18 protein-coding genes are annotated in these 14,597 nt (G+C 66.6%); 7 read left to right on the plus strand and 11 right to left on the minus strand.

The window, feature by feature from the left end; all coding sequences use genetic code 11:
- The first annotated feature begins 1 nt into the window (after position 1).
- Entirely contained in the window at positions 2 to 1,288 is a 1,287-nt protein-coding gene (paaK, locus tag AC6I6S_RS14225; RefSeq protein WP_497951012.1) for a phenylacetate--CoA ligase PaaK, read from the plus strand.
- Positions 1,289 to 1,316: 28 nt separating this feature from the next.
- Here the strand turns inward: paaK and AC6I6S_RS14230 are convergent, their stop codons facing one another.
- The 3 genes from AC6I6S_RS14230 to AC6I6S_RS14240 all read right to left on the minus strand — a co-directional run bounded on the left by AC6I6S_RS14230 (position 1,317) and on the right by AC6I6S_RS14240 (position 2,731).
- Positions 1,317 to 1,775, minus strand: a complete 459-nt coding sequence (locus AC6I6S_RS14230; protein ID WP_497951013.1) for a hypothetical protein — start codon at positions 1,773 to 1,775, stop codon at positions 1,317 to 1,319.
- A gap of 62 nt (positions 1,776 to 1,837) precedes the next feature.
- Positions 1,838 to 2,215 (minus strand): cupin domain-containing protein, encoded by a 378-nt coding sequence (locus AC6I6S_RS14235; protein WP_497951014.1) that lies wholly within the window; start codon positions 2,213 to 2,215, stop codon positions 1,838 to 1,840.
- Positions 2,216 to 2,302: 87 nt separating this feature from the next.
- The gene (locus tag AC6I6S_RS14240; RefSeq protein WP_497951015.1) at positions 2,303 to 2,731 is read right to left on the minus strand and encodes a CopG family ribbon-helix-helix protein; all 429 of its coding nucleotides are present in this window, start codon (positions 2,729 to 2,731) and stop codon (positions 2,303 to 2,305) included.
- Positions 2,732 to 2,850: 119 nt separating this feature from the next.
- On the opposite strand from AC6I6S_RS14240, the gene AC6I6S_RS14245 reads away from it, so the two are divergent.
- Together AC6I6S_RS14245 and AC6I6S_RS14250 are read left to right on the plus strand one after the other, a co-directional pair.
- On the plus strand, positions 2,851 to 3,645 hold the full coding sequence (locus AC6I6S_RS14245) for a creatininase family protein (protein ID WP_497951017.1): 795 nt from the start codon (positions 2,851 to 2,853) through the stop codon (positions 3,643 to 3,645).
- Between the two features lie 572 nt (positions 3,646 to 4,217).
- Complete coding sequence (locus tag AC6I6S_RS14250; RefSeq protein WP_497951018.1) at positions 4,218 to 5,024, plus strand: mechanosensitive ion channel family protein; 807 nt, start codon at positions 4,218 to 4,220, stop codon at positions 5,022 to 5,024.
- 13 nt (positions 5,025 to 5,037) lie between these two features.
- On the opposite strand, the gene AC6I6S_RS14255 is transcribed toward AC6I6S_RS14250, so the two are convergent.
- Positions 5,038 to 5,520, minus strand: coding sequence for a hypothetical protein (locus AC6I6S_RS14255; RefSeq protein ID WP_497951019.1), 483 nt, complete (start codon positions 5,518 to 5,520; stop codon positions 5,038 to 5,040).
- A 171-nt stretch (positions 5,521 to 5,691) separates the two neighbouring features.
- Here AC6I6S_RS14255 and AC6I6S_RS14260 point away from each other — a divergent pair, with 171 nt between their 5' ends.
- Positions 5,692 to 6,147, plus strand: a complete 456-nt coding sequence (locus tag AC6I6S_RS14260; RefSeq protein ID WP_497951020.1) for a DUF1467 domain-containing protein — start codon at positions 5,692 to 5,694, stop codon at positions 6,145 to 6,147.
- An 83-nt stretch (positions 6,148 to 6,230) separates the two neighbouring features.
- A complete protein-coding gene (locus AC6I6S_RS14265) occupies positions 6,231 to 6,677 on the plus strand; it encodes a hypothetical protein (RefSeq protein ID WP_497951022.1) in 447 nt (148 codons plus the stop codon).
- 36 nt (positions 6,678 to 6,713) lie between these two features.
- Here the strand turns inward: AC6I6S_RS14265 and AC6I6S_RS14270 are convergent, their stop codons facing one another.
- The 3 genes from AC6I6S_RS14270 to AC6I6S_RS14280 all read right to left on the minus strand — a co-directional run bounded on the left by AC6I6S_RS14270 (position 6,714) and on the right by AC6I6S_RS14280 (position 9,659).
- Positions 6,714 to 7,379 carry an O-methyltransferase gene (locus AC6I6S_RS14270; protein ID WP_497951024.1) on the minus strand — a complete coding sequence of 222 codons (666 nt, stop codon included), beginning with the start codon at positions 7,377 to 7,379 and terminating at the stop codon, positions 6,714 to 6,716.
- 51 nt (positions 7,380 to 7,430) lie between these two features.
- Entirely contained in the window at positions 7,431 to 8,201 is a 771-nt protein-coding gene (locus AC6I6S_RS14275; protein WP_497951026.1) for a class I SAM-dependent methyltransferase, read from the minus strand.
- Positions 8,202 to 8,390: 189 nt separating this feature from the next.
- Positions 8,391 to 9,659 (minus strand): M20 family metallo-hydrolase, encoded by a 1,269-nt coding sequence (locus AC6I6S_RS14280; RefSeq protein ID WP_497951028.1) that lies wholly within the window; start codon positions 9,657 to 9,659, stop codon positions 8,391 to 8,393.
- A 110-nt stretch (positions 9,660 to 9,769) separates the two neighbouring features.
- Between AC6I6S_RS14280 and AC6I6S_RS14285 the strand changes: the two genes are divergently transcribed.
- Entirely contained in the window at positions 9,770 to 10,237 is a 468-nt protein-coding gene (locus AC6I6S_RS14285; protein WP_497951029.1) for a dCTP deaminase/dUTPase family protein, read from the plus strand.
- A gap of 28 nt (positions 10,238 to 10,265) precedes the next feature.
- Here AC6I6S_RS14285 and AC6I6S_RS14290 read toward each other — a convergent pair whose 3' ends face one another.
- Positions 10,266 to 10,712 (minus strand): methylated-DNA--[protein]-cysteine S-methyltransferase, encoded by a 447-nt coding sequence (locus AC6I6S_RS14290; RefSeq protein ID WP_497951031.1) that lies wholly within the window; start codon positions 10,710 to 10,712, stop codon positions 10,266 to 10,268.
- Between the two features lie 67 nt (positions 10,713 to 10,779).
- A complete protein-coding gene (locus AC6I6S_RS14295) occupies positions 10,780 to 11,586 on the minus strand; it encodes a BtpA/SgcQ family protein (RefSeq protein ID WP_497951033.1) in 807 nt (268 codons plus the stop codon).
- Between the two features lie 143 nt (positions 11,587 to 11,729).
- Here AC6I6S_RS14295 and AC6I6S_RS14300 point away from each other — a divergent pair, with 143 nt between their 5' ends.
- Positions 11,730 to 12,830, plus strand: coding sequence for an NADH:flavin oxidoreductase/NADH oxidase (locus AC6I6S_RS14300; RefSeq protein ID WP_497951034.1), 1,101 nt, complete (start codon positions 11,730 to 11,732; stop codon positions 12,828 to 12,830).
- Between the two features lie 19 nt (positions 12,831 to 12,849).
- On the opposite strand, the gene AC6I6S_RS14305 is transcribed toward AC6I6S_RS14300, so the two are convergent.
- Positions 12,850 to 13,287, minus strand: a complete 438-nt coding sequence (locus AC6I6S_RS14305; protein ID WP_497951035.1) for a GNAT family N-acetyltransferase — start codon at positions 13,285 to 13,287, stop codon at positions 12,850 to 12,852.
- Positions 13,288 to 13,371: 84 nt separating this feature from the next.
- Entirely contained in the window at positions 13,372 to 14,544 is a 1,173-nt protein-coding gene (locus AC6I6S_RS14310; protein WP_497951037.1) for a mechanosensitive ion channel family protein, read from the minus strand.
- Positions 14,545 to 14,597: the final 53 nt, after the last annotated feature.

A 14,597-nucleotide genomic window follows, 5' to 3' on the forward strand; every position in this document is an offset into this window, starting at 1 on the left:
AATGGTCTACACCGACATCGAACGCGCGGACCGGGAATCACTTCGGGCGCTGCAAGGGGACCGGCTCCGCGAAACGGTCGAGCGGGCCTACGAGAACGTCGACTTCTACCGCGAGGCGATGGACGAGGCAGGGGTGTCGCCGGCCAACATCGACTCCCCGGACGACGTCTCGAGGCTTCCCTTCACCACGAAAGAGGACTTTCGCGACCAGTACCCGAACGGTCTGTTCGCGATCCCCGACGAAGAGGTGTTGCGAATCCACGCCTCATCCGGAACCACTGGGAAACCGAAAATCGTCGCCTACACGGAGGCCGACCTCGAGGTCTGGTCTACGGTGATGGCCCGGTCGCTGTACGCCGCCGGCGTCCGGCCGGGGCAGACGTTCCAGAACGCCTACGGCTACGGGCTCTTCACGGGTGGTCTCGGCTTTCACGACGGGGTCGAGGAACTGGGCGCGACCGTGATCCCGACCGGCGGCGGCAACACCGCCCGCCAGATCGAGCTGCTCGAGGACCTGGGAAGCGACGCGATGGGCTGTACACCCTCCTACTGTCTGTATCTCGCCGAACGGGCCGACGAGGCGGGGGTCGACGTCCGCGATCTCCCCCTCTCGACGGTGGTGATCGGCGCCGAGCCGTTCACCGATCCGATGCGCGAGGAGATCGAGAACGCGCTCGGGGTGACGGCGGTCGACATCTACGGGCTCTCCGAACTCATCGGACCGGGCGTCTCCGTCGAGTGCGCCGAGGCCCAGGACGGGCTGCACGTCTGGGAGGATCACTTCCTCCCCGAGGTCGTCGACCCCGAAACCGGCGAACCGCTCGAGGAGGGCGAGCGCGGCGAACTCGTCCTGACCTCGCTCACGAAGGAAGCCCTCCCCGTACTCAGGTACCGCACCGGCGACGTGACCAGCCTGACGTACGAGACGTGTGATTGCGGGCGCACCATGGTTCGCATGGACAACGTTCGCGGCCGCGTCGACGACCTGCTGATCGTCCGCGGGGTGAACGTCTACGCGAGCAGCATCGAGGCGGTGATGCTCGACCTCGAGGACGTCGCCCCCCACTACCGGATCGACCTCTACCGCGAGGGGAGCCTCGACACGATGGAGATCACCGTCGAGCACCACGAGTCGTTCGACGGCGACCCCGACGAGTTGCGCGAGCGCATCGAGCGCCGACTCGACGAGGTGTTAGACGTCACCGTCGACGAACTCGAGGTCGTGCCGTTCGGCGGCCTCGAGCGGACGGAAGTCGGGAAGGTCACGCGCGTGTTCGATCACCGGTGAGGCGTCGGTCGGGTGATGCACCTGGCCGTTACTCGAGGGCGTCGTGGACGAGGACCACCTCCTCCCCCCGTCGATGGCGACGGATGTCCCACCAGACGTCGCTGACGATGTGGGCGTAGAGAACCGCGCCGGTGAGAACCGCGAGGGGAACACTGAGGAGGGCCAGGAGCGGAAGTGCCACCCCGGTGAGCACCAGGTGGCTCAGCAGCCTCGAGAGCGCGCCGACGTCTCCCCGGTCGAAAATACGATCCTGATCGGTGAACGCGCGAATCGGATGGCGAAGACAGAACCGAAGCGAGTCCCAGTTACCGGTTCGAAACCGGGCGATGAGGAAGTGGTCGAGATCGATGAACACGCCGACTGCAACGGCATATCCCGCAAGCAGTACCGGATGGACCGCGTAGCCAGTGGCGGTGATCGGCGCCAGCGCGATTGCGCCCGCGCCGCCGATCGCGAGCGAGAGGATGGCGTGGTGTTTCGAGTACATGTGACAGTCGGTTCGGGCGGCGGCCCGATGCGCTCGAGTCGGGTGCCTCGAGGATCGGGCTGTCAGCCAGCGAAGCCGTTGAGCAGCCACTCGCCGTCGTCGCCGTTGCTATCTGCGATACTCGGCGCGCTCACGAGGACGAACGCGCTCTCCTCGTCGCCGTTTCTGATCTGGCGTGTCGACTCCGGCGAGATCCACACCGCGTCGCCAGCTTCCATCTCCACCGGTTCGTCGTCGATGACGACGGTCGCGCCGCCCTCGATGAGCACGTAGATCTCCTCGTGTTCGTTGTCGGTGTGATCGTGGGGCTGGCTGTTCCAGTGGGGATCACAGCGGGCGAACGTCACTCCGACCTGCTCGGTTTCGAGCGGGTCCGACAGAAAGTGCATCGCGCTCGAGACCTGCTCGACCTCCTCGTAGTTGACCTTCCTGTAAGACATCGTCTCTCGTGTAGGGCCTTCGAGCCCAAAATAGTAAAGCTAGGCGCTCTGGTAACGATTGGTCGAGCCGAGATCGACGACGGGTCGTTACTCGTGCTGGGAGAGCGGGTCGAAGCTATCGACCGGCGTCACCGAGTAGTCGACGGTGAGCGCGTCCTTCGTCGCACGCACTTTCCCGACGAACGTCGAGATCTCCTCGAGGCTTCCCTCGAGGACGAACAGCTCCATGCAGTAGTGGTCGCCGACGTGACTGTGGAAGTTCGAGGCGACCAGCGACTCGTGCTCGTGGCGCAGGTGCATCATCCGCTCTTCGACGCTGGTGGTCTCGTAGTCGAACAGAACCGTGACGATGCCCATGAGTTCGCGGTCCTCGAGGCGGGTGTCCTCGAACTCGCCGAGGAGGTTGCGCGAGGCCTCCCGAACGACCTCGCTACGTCCGGTGTAACCGTGCTCGTTCGCGAACTGGTCGAGACGCTCGAGGAGTTCGTCCGGCATGGAGACGCTGACGACTGCCATGTAATAACTCGGTGCCAGTAGAATATTAAGCCTTATCATCGAGCCGACTTCGGCGCCGGATCGATCCCTCGAGCGGTGAGATCCACAGGGTTTTGCCGCCGTGGGCGAAGGAGTTCCGTATGTACCTCCCCCACCAGACGTGGCCCGATCTCTCGGAGTACGTCGGCTCCGAGTCGGTCGCCGTCGTTCCGCTCGGCTCGACCGAACAGCACGGTCCGCACCTCCCGGAGGGAACCGATTACATGATCGCCCGGGCGCTCGCCCGCGCGGCGACCGACCGAACCGGTCACCTCTGTACGCCGCCGATCACGATCGGCGTGAGCCCCCACCACCGGCAGTTCCACGGCACGATGTGGGTCGATCCGCCGGTGTTTCGCGACTTCGTCGAGAACCTCTCGCGCAACCTCACCTACCACGGTATCGACCGGATCGTCTACGTCAACGCCCACGGCGGGAACATCGTCCACCTCCGAGAGGTGGGGCGGCGACTGCGCGACGACGGCGTCGCCTTCGCGTGTGAGTGGATGTGGGACGAGTCGATCCCCGAACTCATCGCCGAGAGCTTCGAGACCCCCGGTCCCCACGGCGGCCCGAAGGAGACGGCAATGATCATGCACATCGCCCGTGAACTGGTCCGGGAGGACCGACTCGAGGACGCTCGCGACGGAGGGCTCACGGAGTTCCACGCGGACGTGATGAGCGTCCACGGCGCGCGAGTACGCTACGACGCGATCGAGAACACCGACAACGGCGTGCTCGGCGACCAGACCCAGGCTACCCCCGAGATCGGCGAGCGGCTGTTCGACGCCGCGACCGATCAGCTCGTCGCGCTGCTCGAGTGGCTCGACGACCAGCCCTTCGAGGCGCTGTTGCCGACCCCGCACGTCGATCCGCAGCCGCGAAGCGGCCGGTAGGCCGACGAAACAGCGCGACCGGAACGGCGGCGCCCGTTCGAGCAATCGCCCATTACCCGCGAGCGCGAGTTCGGGCCGAAACGAACCCGCCGGGAGCGTCCGAACGGCGGGAACGGGAGGCGTGATCCGGCGCCAACGATTCGCCGGCGAGTCGACGCGCACAACCGCGACGACCGCTCATTCGGCCACTTTGTGTCCGCTTCGGGAGCGGTCGCGCCGCAGCGGAGGTGAAACGGGTCGTCGCGACGGACAGTCGGGCGGACAGAGAGGTGAGCCGACCTTCCGGCGACCTCGAGAGTTCGAGCCGTCGGCGCGTACGACAGTCACATGATATATTGGCGGGAAATATTTTTTAACGGCCACCGGAACCGCGGTCTCGGCGGAACCGAGCCACCGCTCGAGTTAGTATGTCGGCGAACACGTAGACCGATCAGCTAGAGTTCGCCGATCCTGCAATTCCTCGTAATAGAGAGTTCAACGACGGGCCGACTTCGGAAAAGCCGTTGATATATTTCTGATATTTGGATAGCCACAGCATTACGAAGGCCGGCGACAGCCCACGAGTGAGCCGTATGGTACGACAGTATCCTCTCCAGCAAGTACAGGTTCCAGAATGGTTGCAAGACCCCGTCGCGGATATGGTCGTCTTCCTCCCGCGGTTGGTCGGCGCGCTGGTTATCCTCCTCATCGGCTGGATAATCGGCCGGCTCGCCGGCCGCGTCGTTCGGCGGATCGCCGACGGCGTCGAACTCGACCGGATGGTCCTCGAGACCCCGATCGGGCGGATTCTGGGCGGGACGGAACGAGCCGTCTCGAGCGCGTTCGGCAAACTCGCGAAGTGGTTCGTCTACGCGCTCGCCATTCTCGCGGCGGCGAACGCGTTGGCGATACCAACCCTCTCGGAGTGGATCGCGACGGCGGTTTCCTACCTGCCGGCGTTCATCGCGGGCCTGCTCGTCATCGTGCTTGGGTTCGTCGTCGCCGACTTCATCGGTGACATCATCGAGCGAACGCGAGCGGCGACCCAGACCGCGTACACGGGCTGGTTCGCAAACGGTGCCAGGATCTTCCTCTACTTCACTGCGCTCGTCATCGGTCTCGACACGATGGGGATCGACGTCGGCATCCTGTACGTCTTCGCGCAGGCGCTCGCGTGGGGACTGGCCGCCGCCGTGGCGATCGGCGTCGGCGTCGCCTTCGGCTGGGGCGGCAAGGACTACGTCGCGGACAACATCGACCGCTGGATGGGACGAACGGCGGCGGTCACGCCGAACGAGGAGGGGCGACGCGGGAGCCGCGGAAGCAGGGACACGGGCACCGACCGCCGGAGCGGAAGCGAACCCGGCTCCGAACCCGGACCGGGGGCGGAGGACGACTGAGCGAGATTGCCGCTCAGTCGGCCGGTGACTCGAGCGGCTTCGACCGGTCCGTCTCGGCGCGTGGAAACAGCGGCTTGACCGGGACGACGACGTAGGATTTGACGAGGCGACCGTCGATCGTGCGCCACTTTTCGAGACGTGCGAGCGAGTGGGTGTCGGCGTAACAGCTTTCGATTCGGTCGAGTGCGCTTTCGAACGCCGTCACGTCGAACTGCTCCGACGGGACGCGGTCGGTGACGACCGCCAGGCTCGAGACGCGCGCGTACACGTCGAGTTTACCCTCGAAGACGCGCTCCAGTTCGTCGATACGGTCGTGAACGCTGCCGGCGGACGGTCCCTTTCGATCTGCCGGAAAGGCGACGTACGCCTGGTACCGGTCCGGACGCTTCGCGACGTAGCGCTTCCAGAGGGTCGCTAGCATGGGTCCCTCCGGGGCCGTCCGTAACGCGGCGTTCTGGCCGCGGCTCCGGTCGTCCGGCGGACGGTCGGTCGGCACCAGGTCGAAACTCGCTCGGTCGCGTTCCGCATCCTTCTCAGGTTCGTCTTGTCGTAGCCGGTAATACGTTCTTTGTTGTTCGGCGGCGCCGGCCAACCAACGCATTCCTTCCCGACGGCCGAGCGCAAGTCGCGAGAGCTTTGTAGGGTTGCGGCCTATCCCGTTTCATCGATGAATCGAACGCTCGCTCGCGTATCACCGCCGACGCTCGTCGTTTCCGTCGCGACCGTCGCCGCCGGCGTCGCAGTTAATGACGGATTTGTGTTCTCCCCTCGAACGGCACCTGCAATCCTCCTGATGGCTGCGGGACTCGCTGGAATAGCGAGCCACCTCAGTGAGCGAAGTCTCGAGTCCCTCCAACTGGCCACGAAGCGATGGTGGCTGCTCGCGGTCGCGGCGTTCATCCCGTACGCAGTGGTGACGGCGCCCGCGACCGAGTCCGCAACGGCGGTCAGCGAGGCCATCGACGGGCCGGTGCTCACTACGACGGTCGAGGCGGTCGCCGGTGCGCTGGTTCTCTGTGCGGTCACGATTACGGTGCTGTGCGGGCTCGCCAGCTACGGTATCCACCCCGGCGGACCGTCGCCGGAGGAGCGCATTTTAAAAGATGACGAACGGCGCGTGTGACCAAATGGCACGGAAACCGCCCGATAGAACGCCGACTACCCAGTAAGTATTTGTGCACTCGTGTGAACGTGCCACCAATAGTAGTGCACGACGTGATTTCGACCATCACGCGGTCAGAACGGTTCCTGCTCGCAGCCTCGCTCGCGCTCTTTGCCGTCGCTGGCGTAGCAAACACCTCCATCGGTACCGATTTCGAAGGCGTTGCGGCCGCCACGTTTGCCGTCGCTGGCGTCTACGGCCTGGCCCGGTACGCACGGAACGTCTCGCGCAAGCGGCTAGCAATACTCTCGCTGGGGCTCTGGCTCCCGTTTCTCGTGATCGCGGCTGCCCACATCGTCGGGCTCGGGACGGTTTCGTCCGCCGCCCCCGTGGCCAGCGGCGCCGTTCACACCGGTCTCACGGGACTGACGTGGACGTTCCTCCTGGGCGCGTGTGCGGCGACGACCTTTCTCGGCTTTCGCGAGTACGCCGCCAGTTCGACCGCCGAGGCGCCCGAAGAGCAGGTTCTCGAGCAAGATCTCGAACTCTGATCGGCACCGACGGCGATTCAGGGCGGCGCGCCTCTCTCAGCCGATCCGGTAGCTCACCGCGATTCCCTCCCCGAGCGGCAGTACCACCGTCTCGAAGTCGGGATCGGCGCGAACGGCTTCGAGGTAGTCCGCGACCCCCCGCGTGTGTTCGTTGACGTCGGCGGGCACCCCGCCTTCGGCGATCTCGAGTAACTTCTCGAACTGAATGATCCCCGCCTTCATGGCATTGTCCGCGACGATGACGCCACCGACCGGAACCTTCGGCTTTACCGCCTCGAGTGCGTCCCGATAACGGTGTTTCTGGTGGTCGATCAGAACGACGTCGAACGGGCCGTCGTAGCGTTCGATCGTCTCCATCGCGTCGCCGAGTTCGTACCGAGCGCGGTCGTCGTAGCCGCCCCCGGTCATGTACTCGCGGGCCATCTCGAGTTCGTCCTCGTCGACCTCTGTCAGGACGACCTCGCCGCCCTCGGGCAGCGCCTCGGCGAACCAGTAGGCGGAGTAGCCGTAGCCGGAGCCGAACTCGAAGATCCGCTCGGCGTCGGTCATCCGGGCCAGTAGCCGGAGGAATCCCCCGACCTCCGGACCGACGTGGGGAAACCCCTGTTCCTCGGCGTAGGCGTCCATCTCCCGCAGGATTTCGTCGGGTTCCGGTCCCGCCGCACGAACGAATCGACCGATATCGTCTGTCAGTACCGACATGGCCGACTGTACGCGCCTCGGAGCATAGTAGTCGGGGTCGCGGCGACAGCGTCAGCGGTCGAGGCGCGCCGCCCTGATCAGCACCTTTCGCGGGGCGAACGACCGGACCGAATCGTCGTCGACCCGAATGCGGAACGTCGACGTCGCCTCGGGGGACGCCTCGAGTAGCAGCCGCTCGACGCGCTCTCGGTCGGCGCCCTCGAGCGACTGCGCGTCGGCCCAGTTATCGAACTCGAGCGGTTTGTGGAGATGGTCGACTGCCTCGACGGCGAAGCCGTAGCGCTCGAGCCACTCCCGCCACCGACTCGTCGGGTGGGCCTCGGCGTGGGTCGGATCGCGAAGCCCCTCGACGCGGTTGATAAACGCCGCCAGCGCCTCGTCTTCGGGGGCGACGTTGTCCTCGAGCGCGAGCGTCCCGCCCGGTCGGAGCACGCGGGCGACCTCGGCGACGAACGCCTCGGGGTCGGGAAAGTGGTGGGCGGCGATCCGGCAGCTCACGGCGTCGAACGTGCTCTCGGCGAAGGGGAGCCGCTCCGCGTCCGCGACCGCGCCGCGGAGGCCGTCGAACGCCTCCACCGCGGTGGCGACCATCTCGGGTGCGGCGTCGGCCGCTACGACGGTCGGAACCCCAGCAGCGGCGACCGCACCGGCCGTGTGACCCGCACCCGTCGCGACGTCCAGCGCGACGTCGGCCTCCCGACACCACGCCGCCAAGCGCTCGAGGTCGGCGCCCTCGCGGTGGACGTCGCTCTCCAGGTAGGCATCGGTCGCCGCCCCGAAGGCGTCGGCGCTCTCGCGTTTCCGGTCGGCGTCGTCGGTCATCACCGGCGGTTCGGTCCGGAACTCGTAAACGGTACCGCTTCAGGGCGTGATGACAACCCGGTCCTCGATCTCACCGTGCTCGAGAGTGCGGCAATTTCGTCGATCCCCTCGATCTCGAGCGCGTCGCCCGTCTCGTCGGTCACTCGTGGAGTCGTGTGGTTTCAATGGACCCGACGACCACGACCCGCCTCAGCTGGTTTCGGCGCCGCCGTCGGTCGCGAGTCGCGCCAGCGCGTTCGCGAGGGTTTCGACGGCGGTTGAACAGTCCTCCCAGTCGGTCCACTCTCTGGGCGTATGCGACAGCCCGTCTCGCGACGGGGCGAACAGCATCCCGGCGTCGGTGACCCGCGAGACGTTCAACGCGTCGTGGGCGGCCCCCGAGTGCATCGAGAGCGCGTCGGCACCCGCCGTCTTCGCGCCGGCGTGCAGGGCGTCCTGGCAGCGGTCGCTCATCGGTGCCGGTTCGACGTCGAGTTCGCGCGAAACGGACGTCACGACGCCGCGCTCCTCGCGGATCCGCTCGAGGCTTCGGGAGGCGCACTCGAGAATGCGGTTCATCGTCTCGTAGTCGACGTCCCGGACGTCGACGCCGAGTTCGACCTCGCCGGGGACGACGTTCGTCGCGTTCGGCGTGACCACACATTTTCCGACGGTGGCGACGGCGGTCCCGGAGTCGGACCGTGCGTACTCCCGACCGCTCCGCTCGAGATCCAGGACAAACTCGCTGGCCGCCGCGAGCGCGTCGGTGCGGTCGTCCATCGCCGTCGTCCCCGCGTGGTCTGCCTCGCCGACGAATCGGGCGGTCGCGTGTGCGATTCCGGTGATCGTCGTCACGACGCCCACCGGGACCTCGGTTTCTTCGAGGCGGCTGTCCTGTTCGATGTGGAGCTCGACGAACGCGTCCCACTGACTGGCGTCGAGGCGGCCCGTTCCGCGGTAGCCGATATCGGTGAGCACCCGCTCGAGGGCCATCCCCTCGTCGTCGGTCAGCGCGAGCGCGTCGTCGACGTCGCGGCGGCCCGTCGCCACTGACGATCCCAGGAGGCCGCCGCCGAAGCGGGCCCCTTCCTCCTCGGTGAAACAGACGACCGCGATCGGGCGGTCGGGTTCGACGTCCGACTCCTGGATCATCCGAACCGCCTCGAGCGCGCCGTAAACGCCCAGTGGACCGTCGAAGATGCCGCCCTCCGGGACCGAATCCAGGTGGCTCCCCGAGGCGACGGGCGCGGCGTCGGGGCCGGCGCTCTCGGGAGTCCAGGTGCCGGTGATGTTGCCGACCGCATCGACTGCGACCGCGAGGCCGGCGTCCTCGAGTCGGTCGACGAGGGCGTCCCGCGCTTGCCGGTTGGCCTCCGTCCCCGCGAGGACGGTCCGGCCACGACCGTTCCGCGCATCGATATCTCCGAAGGTGGCGTTCGCCTCCAGGTCGGCTCGGAGGCGGTCCGTGGTGACGTTCATAGGCGCCGTTTCTCGCCGAGGACAATCACCGTTGTGCAACGCGAATCCTCGCGGAAATCCGCCACTCGAGTGAGACGTTTTTTGTCGTTCGCTCACGTTCCCCCATCCAGATGTCCGCAGATACCCCTCTCTCCGAGCACGTCGACAACTTGGTGTACGAGCCCACGCAGGTCCACGAGGGCGGCGTCGATCTTACGGTGAGTGCGATCTACCGCGTCGTCGGCCCCGGGAGTATCGACTTCGGCGGCGACGAACTCGCGGACGCCGATCTCGAACCGGTGGCGACCGACCCGCGCGACCCCGACGACGAGTACGAGTGGTGGGAACTCGAGGGCGGCCGGTACGTCTGTCAGTACAACGAGTTTCTCACCGCAGACGAGCCGCTGTACGTCCAGCCCCGAAACGAACTGCTCGCTCGCGGCTGTTCGCACCCGTCGCTGCGAGTGCGCTCGCACCTCCCGCTGATGCCGCTCTCGGTCGCCGACGGCGGGATTCACATCAAGGAGAACGCCCGAATTTCGACGCTGTCGACGCTCGAGGCCGGTGAGAGCGCCGGCGACGACCCCGACCCGCGATAACGGTAACGGCGTTTTCGCCGGAGTACGCTCACGGCTCGATAACCCTAATCGTCGCTCCGCGCTCGTCGGTTCGCCCCTCCTGGAGGACTCGAGTCTCGTGCTCGAGCAACCGCCGTTTGAATCCCAATGCGTCGTCGCCGCCCGCCGAAAAGCCGCCGAGGGAATCCGCACCGACGACCCGGTGACACGGGACGACGATCGGAACCGGGTTGCGCCCGCAGGCCGATCCCACGGCAACGGGCGCGGTCTCGAGGCCCGCCGCCAGGTCGCCGTAGGTCCGAGTTTCGCCGTACGGAATTTCGGCCATCGCCGCCATCACGCGGCCGGTAAACGAGTCCGGATAGGAGACGGCGAGATCGAACGTGCACCGCTCCCCACGCTCGTACTCGCGTAGCTGTTCGCGGATCGCATCGGGGTCGGCCTCGAGTCGCGAGCCCTCGAGTTCGATCGCCGTGCCGAGAATCTCGACCTTCATCGATCGTCTCGACGCGCCCAGCGCCGATAGCCGGCCGGTATGGGGTGAAAGTGAACTCGCCGAACGATTACCGATCGGCGGCCGCCTCGACGACCGCGCGCACTGCCTCGAGCGAAACCGGATTCGTCGTCTCCTCGCCCTCCTTGAGCGCCGTGCCGACGATGGCGCCGTCGGCCCCCGCCTCGAGCCAGTCCCCGATCGTCCCTGCCGTGACGCCACTGCCGACGAACGTCGGTGTCCCGAGTCCCTCGAGCGAGTTCGAAACCCGTTCGACGTCCTCGAGCGCGGCCTCCGCGCCGGTTCCGGTGCCCGAAACGATGACGCCGTCGGCACGACCGCGTTCTGCGGTTTCGACGGCGGTCCCCTCGAGGCTCGTCTCGCCGACCGGCGTGGCGTGTTTGACGTGGACGTCCGCCAGAATCGCGACCTCGGGGGCGATCCGTTCGCGCAGACGGACCGTCTCGTGGGCGCGGCCCTCGAGTACGCCCTGGTCGGTCGCCGCGGCGCCGGCGTGGACGTTGACCCGGACGAAGTCGGCGTCGGCAGCCCCGGCGACGGAGAGCGCGGCTTCGGCGTCGTTTCGCAGGACGTTGATCCCGACCGGGACATCGACCGCCGACCGGACCGCGGTCGCCAGCGCCGCCATATCGGCGACGACGTGTTTCGGGACGTCCTCGGGATAGAACGGCGAATCGCCGAAGTTCTCGAGGATCAGGCCATCGACGCCGCCGGTTTCGAGGGTGGCGGCGTCCTCGAGCGCACGGGTGCGGATCGCGCCCCGGTCTCCCTCGGAGCCCGGAGAGCCGGGCAGCGCCGGCAGGTGGACCATTCCGATCACGACGGGCGTCTCGTCGAACGGATCGATGGGTGTCATACTCGGCGTTCGCCGGCAAGGGCTAAAGCGGCGGCGACCGGCGTCCGTCGTGGATTACCGGGTCGGTGGCAGTCGACTCACATCCCCGGCAAGGGCGTCGCCGTTCGAGGCGGTTTTTGATCGGCGGGCACGATACTCGTGCGATGACCCATCTGTTCTCGCCGTACACCATTCGGGACCTGGAGATTCCGAACCGGATCGCCGTCTCGCCGATGTGCCAGTACTCCTGTGAGCCCGACGGGTTGCCGACGGAGTGGCACCGCGTCCACCTCGGCAGCCGCGCCGTCGGGGGCGCGGGTATCGTGATGACCGAAGCGACCGCCGTGGAGGCACGCGGGCGGATCACGCCCCACGACCTGGGAATCTGGACCGACGAACAGGCCGCGGCGCTCGAGCCGATCACCGAGTTCATCCGCGAGCAGGGGTCGGTGCCGGCGATCCAGCTCGCCCACGCGGGCCACAAGGCGAGCAAGACGAAACCGTGGGAGGGCAACGAGCCGATCGCCCCCGACGCGGGCGGCTGGGAGGTGCTCTCGCCCTCGCCCGAGGCCTACCCCTACGACGCCGAGCCGCCGGCGATCCGCGAGATGGATCCGGAGGATATCGAGGCCGTGATCGACGCCTTCCGGGCGGCAGCCGAGCGAAGCCTCGAGGCGGGCTTCGAAATCGCCGAGGTCCACGCGGCCCACGGCTACCTGCTCCACGAGTTCCTCTCGCCGGTGACCAATCGTCGGGAGGACGACTACGGCGGGAGCTTCGAGAACCGCACCCGACTCGTTCGCGAGGTGACGGCGGCGGTCCGAGCGGTCTGGCCCGACGACCTCCCCGTGTTTGTCCGCATCTCGGGCACCGACTGGCTCGAGGGCGTCGACGGGTTCGACGACTCGTGGACGCTCGAGGAGTCGGTGGCGCTCTCTCAGAAACTCGCTGACCTGGGCGCGGACCTCATCGACGTCAGCTCCGGCGGTATCCACCCGGCCCAGCAGGCCAAACCGGGTCCGAACAACCAGGTTCCCCTTGCCGAAGAGATCCGCGAGCGGACCGACGTCGCCGTCGGTGCCGTCGGCGGCATCACCCAGCCCGAACAGGCCGACGCCCTGGTGCGAAACGGTCGGGCGGACCTGGTTCTCGTCGGTCGCGAGTTCCTCCGGGATCCGTACTTCGGACTCCACGCGGCCGAGGCGCTGGGCCGCGAGGACGCGAACCGGGAGTGGCCGATTCAGTACCGCCGCGGGGTACAGTGAGCGCCGTCCTCGAGGAATTTCACTGCCCCTGGCTGTACGTCATTCGAACGAGCTCCTCTGTGCCACCTTCCGGGATTTCCATCTCGGGATCGAACAGGTCGAAGCCGACCGATTCGTAGTACGGAACCAGCCCGCGTCGACACAGTAGCGAGAGGCCGGTCACTGTCTCGAGGTCCGAATGGTCGATCACCGCGTTCATCAGCGTCGCACCGACCCCCTCGCCGCGGCGGTCGGCCGCGACGATCACGTCGAAGACGGTTGCGTAGTACGTGTAGTCGGTCAGGACTCGAGCCGACGCCACCAGCGAACCCGCCTCGAAGAGGCCGACGACGACCTCGGTGTCGGCGAGCGCCCGTCGAACGTCTTCGACCTCCCGATCCTCCCACCACTCGTACTCCTCGTAGAGGGTGGTCAGTGCCGGTGCGTCCTCTGGCGTGAGATCGCGGACTCGAGCCATCGTCTGTCTCGACTCGTCGACGCCCATAAACGCTGGCGACGGTGTGAAAACGGGTGACACTGCCGGGAAACGTCGCGGGTGTCGTCAGTCGTCGGTCGAGACGGATCGCTCCTCGAGCGAGCGGGCGCCCCGAACCGCGAACCCGTCGTCTCCTCGCGGCGAGTGAACCCGCTGCGGGAAGGGGATCTCGATCCCCTTGCGCTCGAGCGCCCGTTTGACCGCCCCCACCGCCGCCGTCTGGGCGTCGAGTTTCCGGCGCATCGTGGGGTCGGCGATCCAGACGTGCAACTCGAGGAGGATCGCGGAGTCGCCGAAGCCGGTAGCGACGACTTCGGGCGATGGCGTCGTTTTGATTTCCTCGAGGTCGGAAACGGCGTCGACGATCACGGTCCGTGCTCGCTCGAGGTCGGTGTCGTAGTCGACGCCGATCTCGAGTTCGACGCGAAGCTGGTCGTTCTTCGAGTAGTTGGTCAGGTGGCTGCTGGTCACCTCGTCGTTGGGGATCAGGATGTGTTCGTCGCGGAACGTCTGGATTTTGGTGTTGAAGATCGTCACGTCCGTAACGATACCGGACTGATCCTGCTCGCCCGAACTCACGCTGATGGCGACCCAGTCGCCGACGCGGAACGGTCGGGAGAACAACAGGACGAAGCCGGCGATCATCGCCGCGAGCGTCTCTCTGGCGGTGAGCGCGATGATCACCGTAATCGCGCCGGCGCTGATGAAGATGCTCTCGAAGGGCACCCCCCAGAGGGTCAGGATGACCGCGCCGGCGACGACGATGATCCCGACGTCTGAAACGTGGTAGGCGACCTCGCTCTGGTGGTTCGTGATCGCCCCCGTCTCCGCCAGTTTGTCGATCGAGCGGTTGACGAAACGAACCGCGAGGTAGGCGATCAGTACGACCGTCACGGTGATGAGGTGCTGAGCGACGTCGAACCGGTCGATCATCACCGTCTCGAGGACCAGTCCGAGCACGTACGTCACGTGCCAGATGACGCTGAACGCGTAGACGGCGGCGAAGACGACGCTCATTAGCCCGACGATGGCGCTCGCCTCGGCGACGTTCGCGCCGTATCGCGTTCGAACCGCCGACTGGAATCGGCGTGTTGCGGCGACTGCAAGCGCGAACGTTACGACCAGGACGACTGTCGCGGCGAGTTGGGCTTCGATCGAGGAGAGATACGTCTGCTGCAATCGAGGGATCGGCTCCGGACGGAGGTGAGACGTGAGAACGATCAGCGAGCGTGAAGGCACTGGTCTGTCTGGTGTATCAGCAGGATTCGGTTCGATAGTACGTCGACATCTGT

It is taken from the genome of Natrononativus sp. DTA114 (assembly GCF_059736515.1).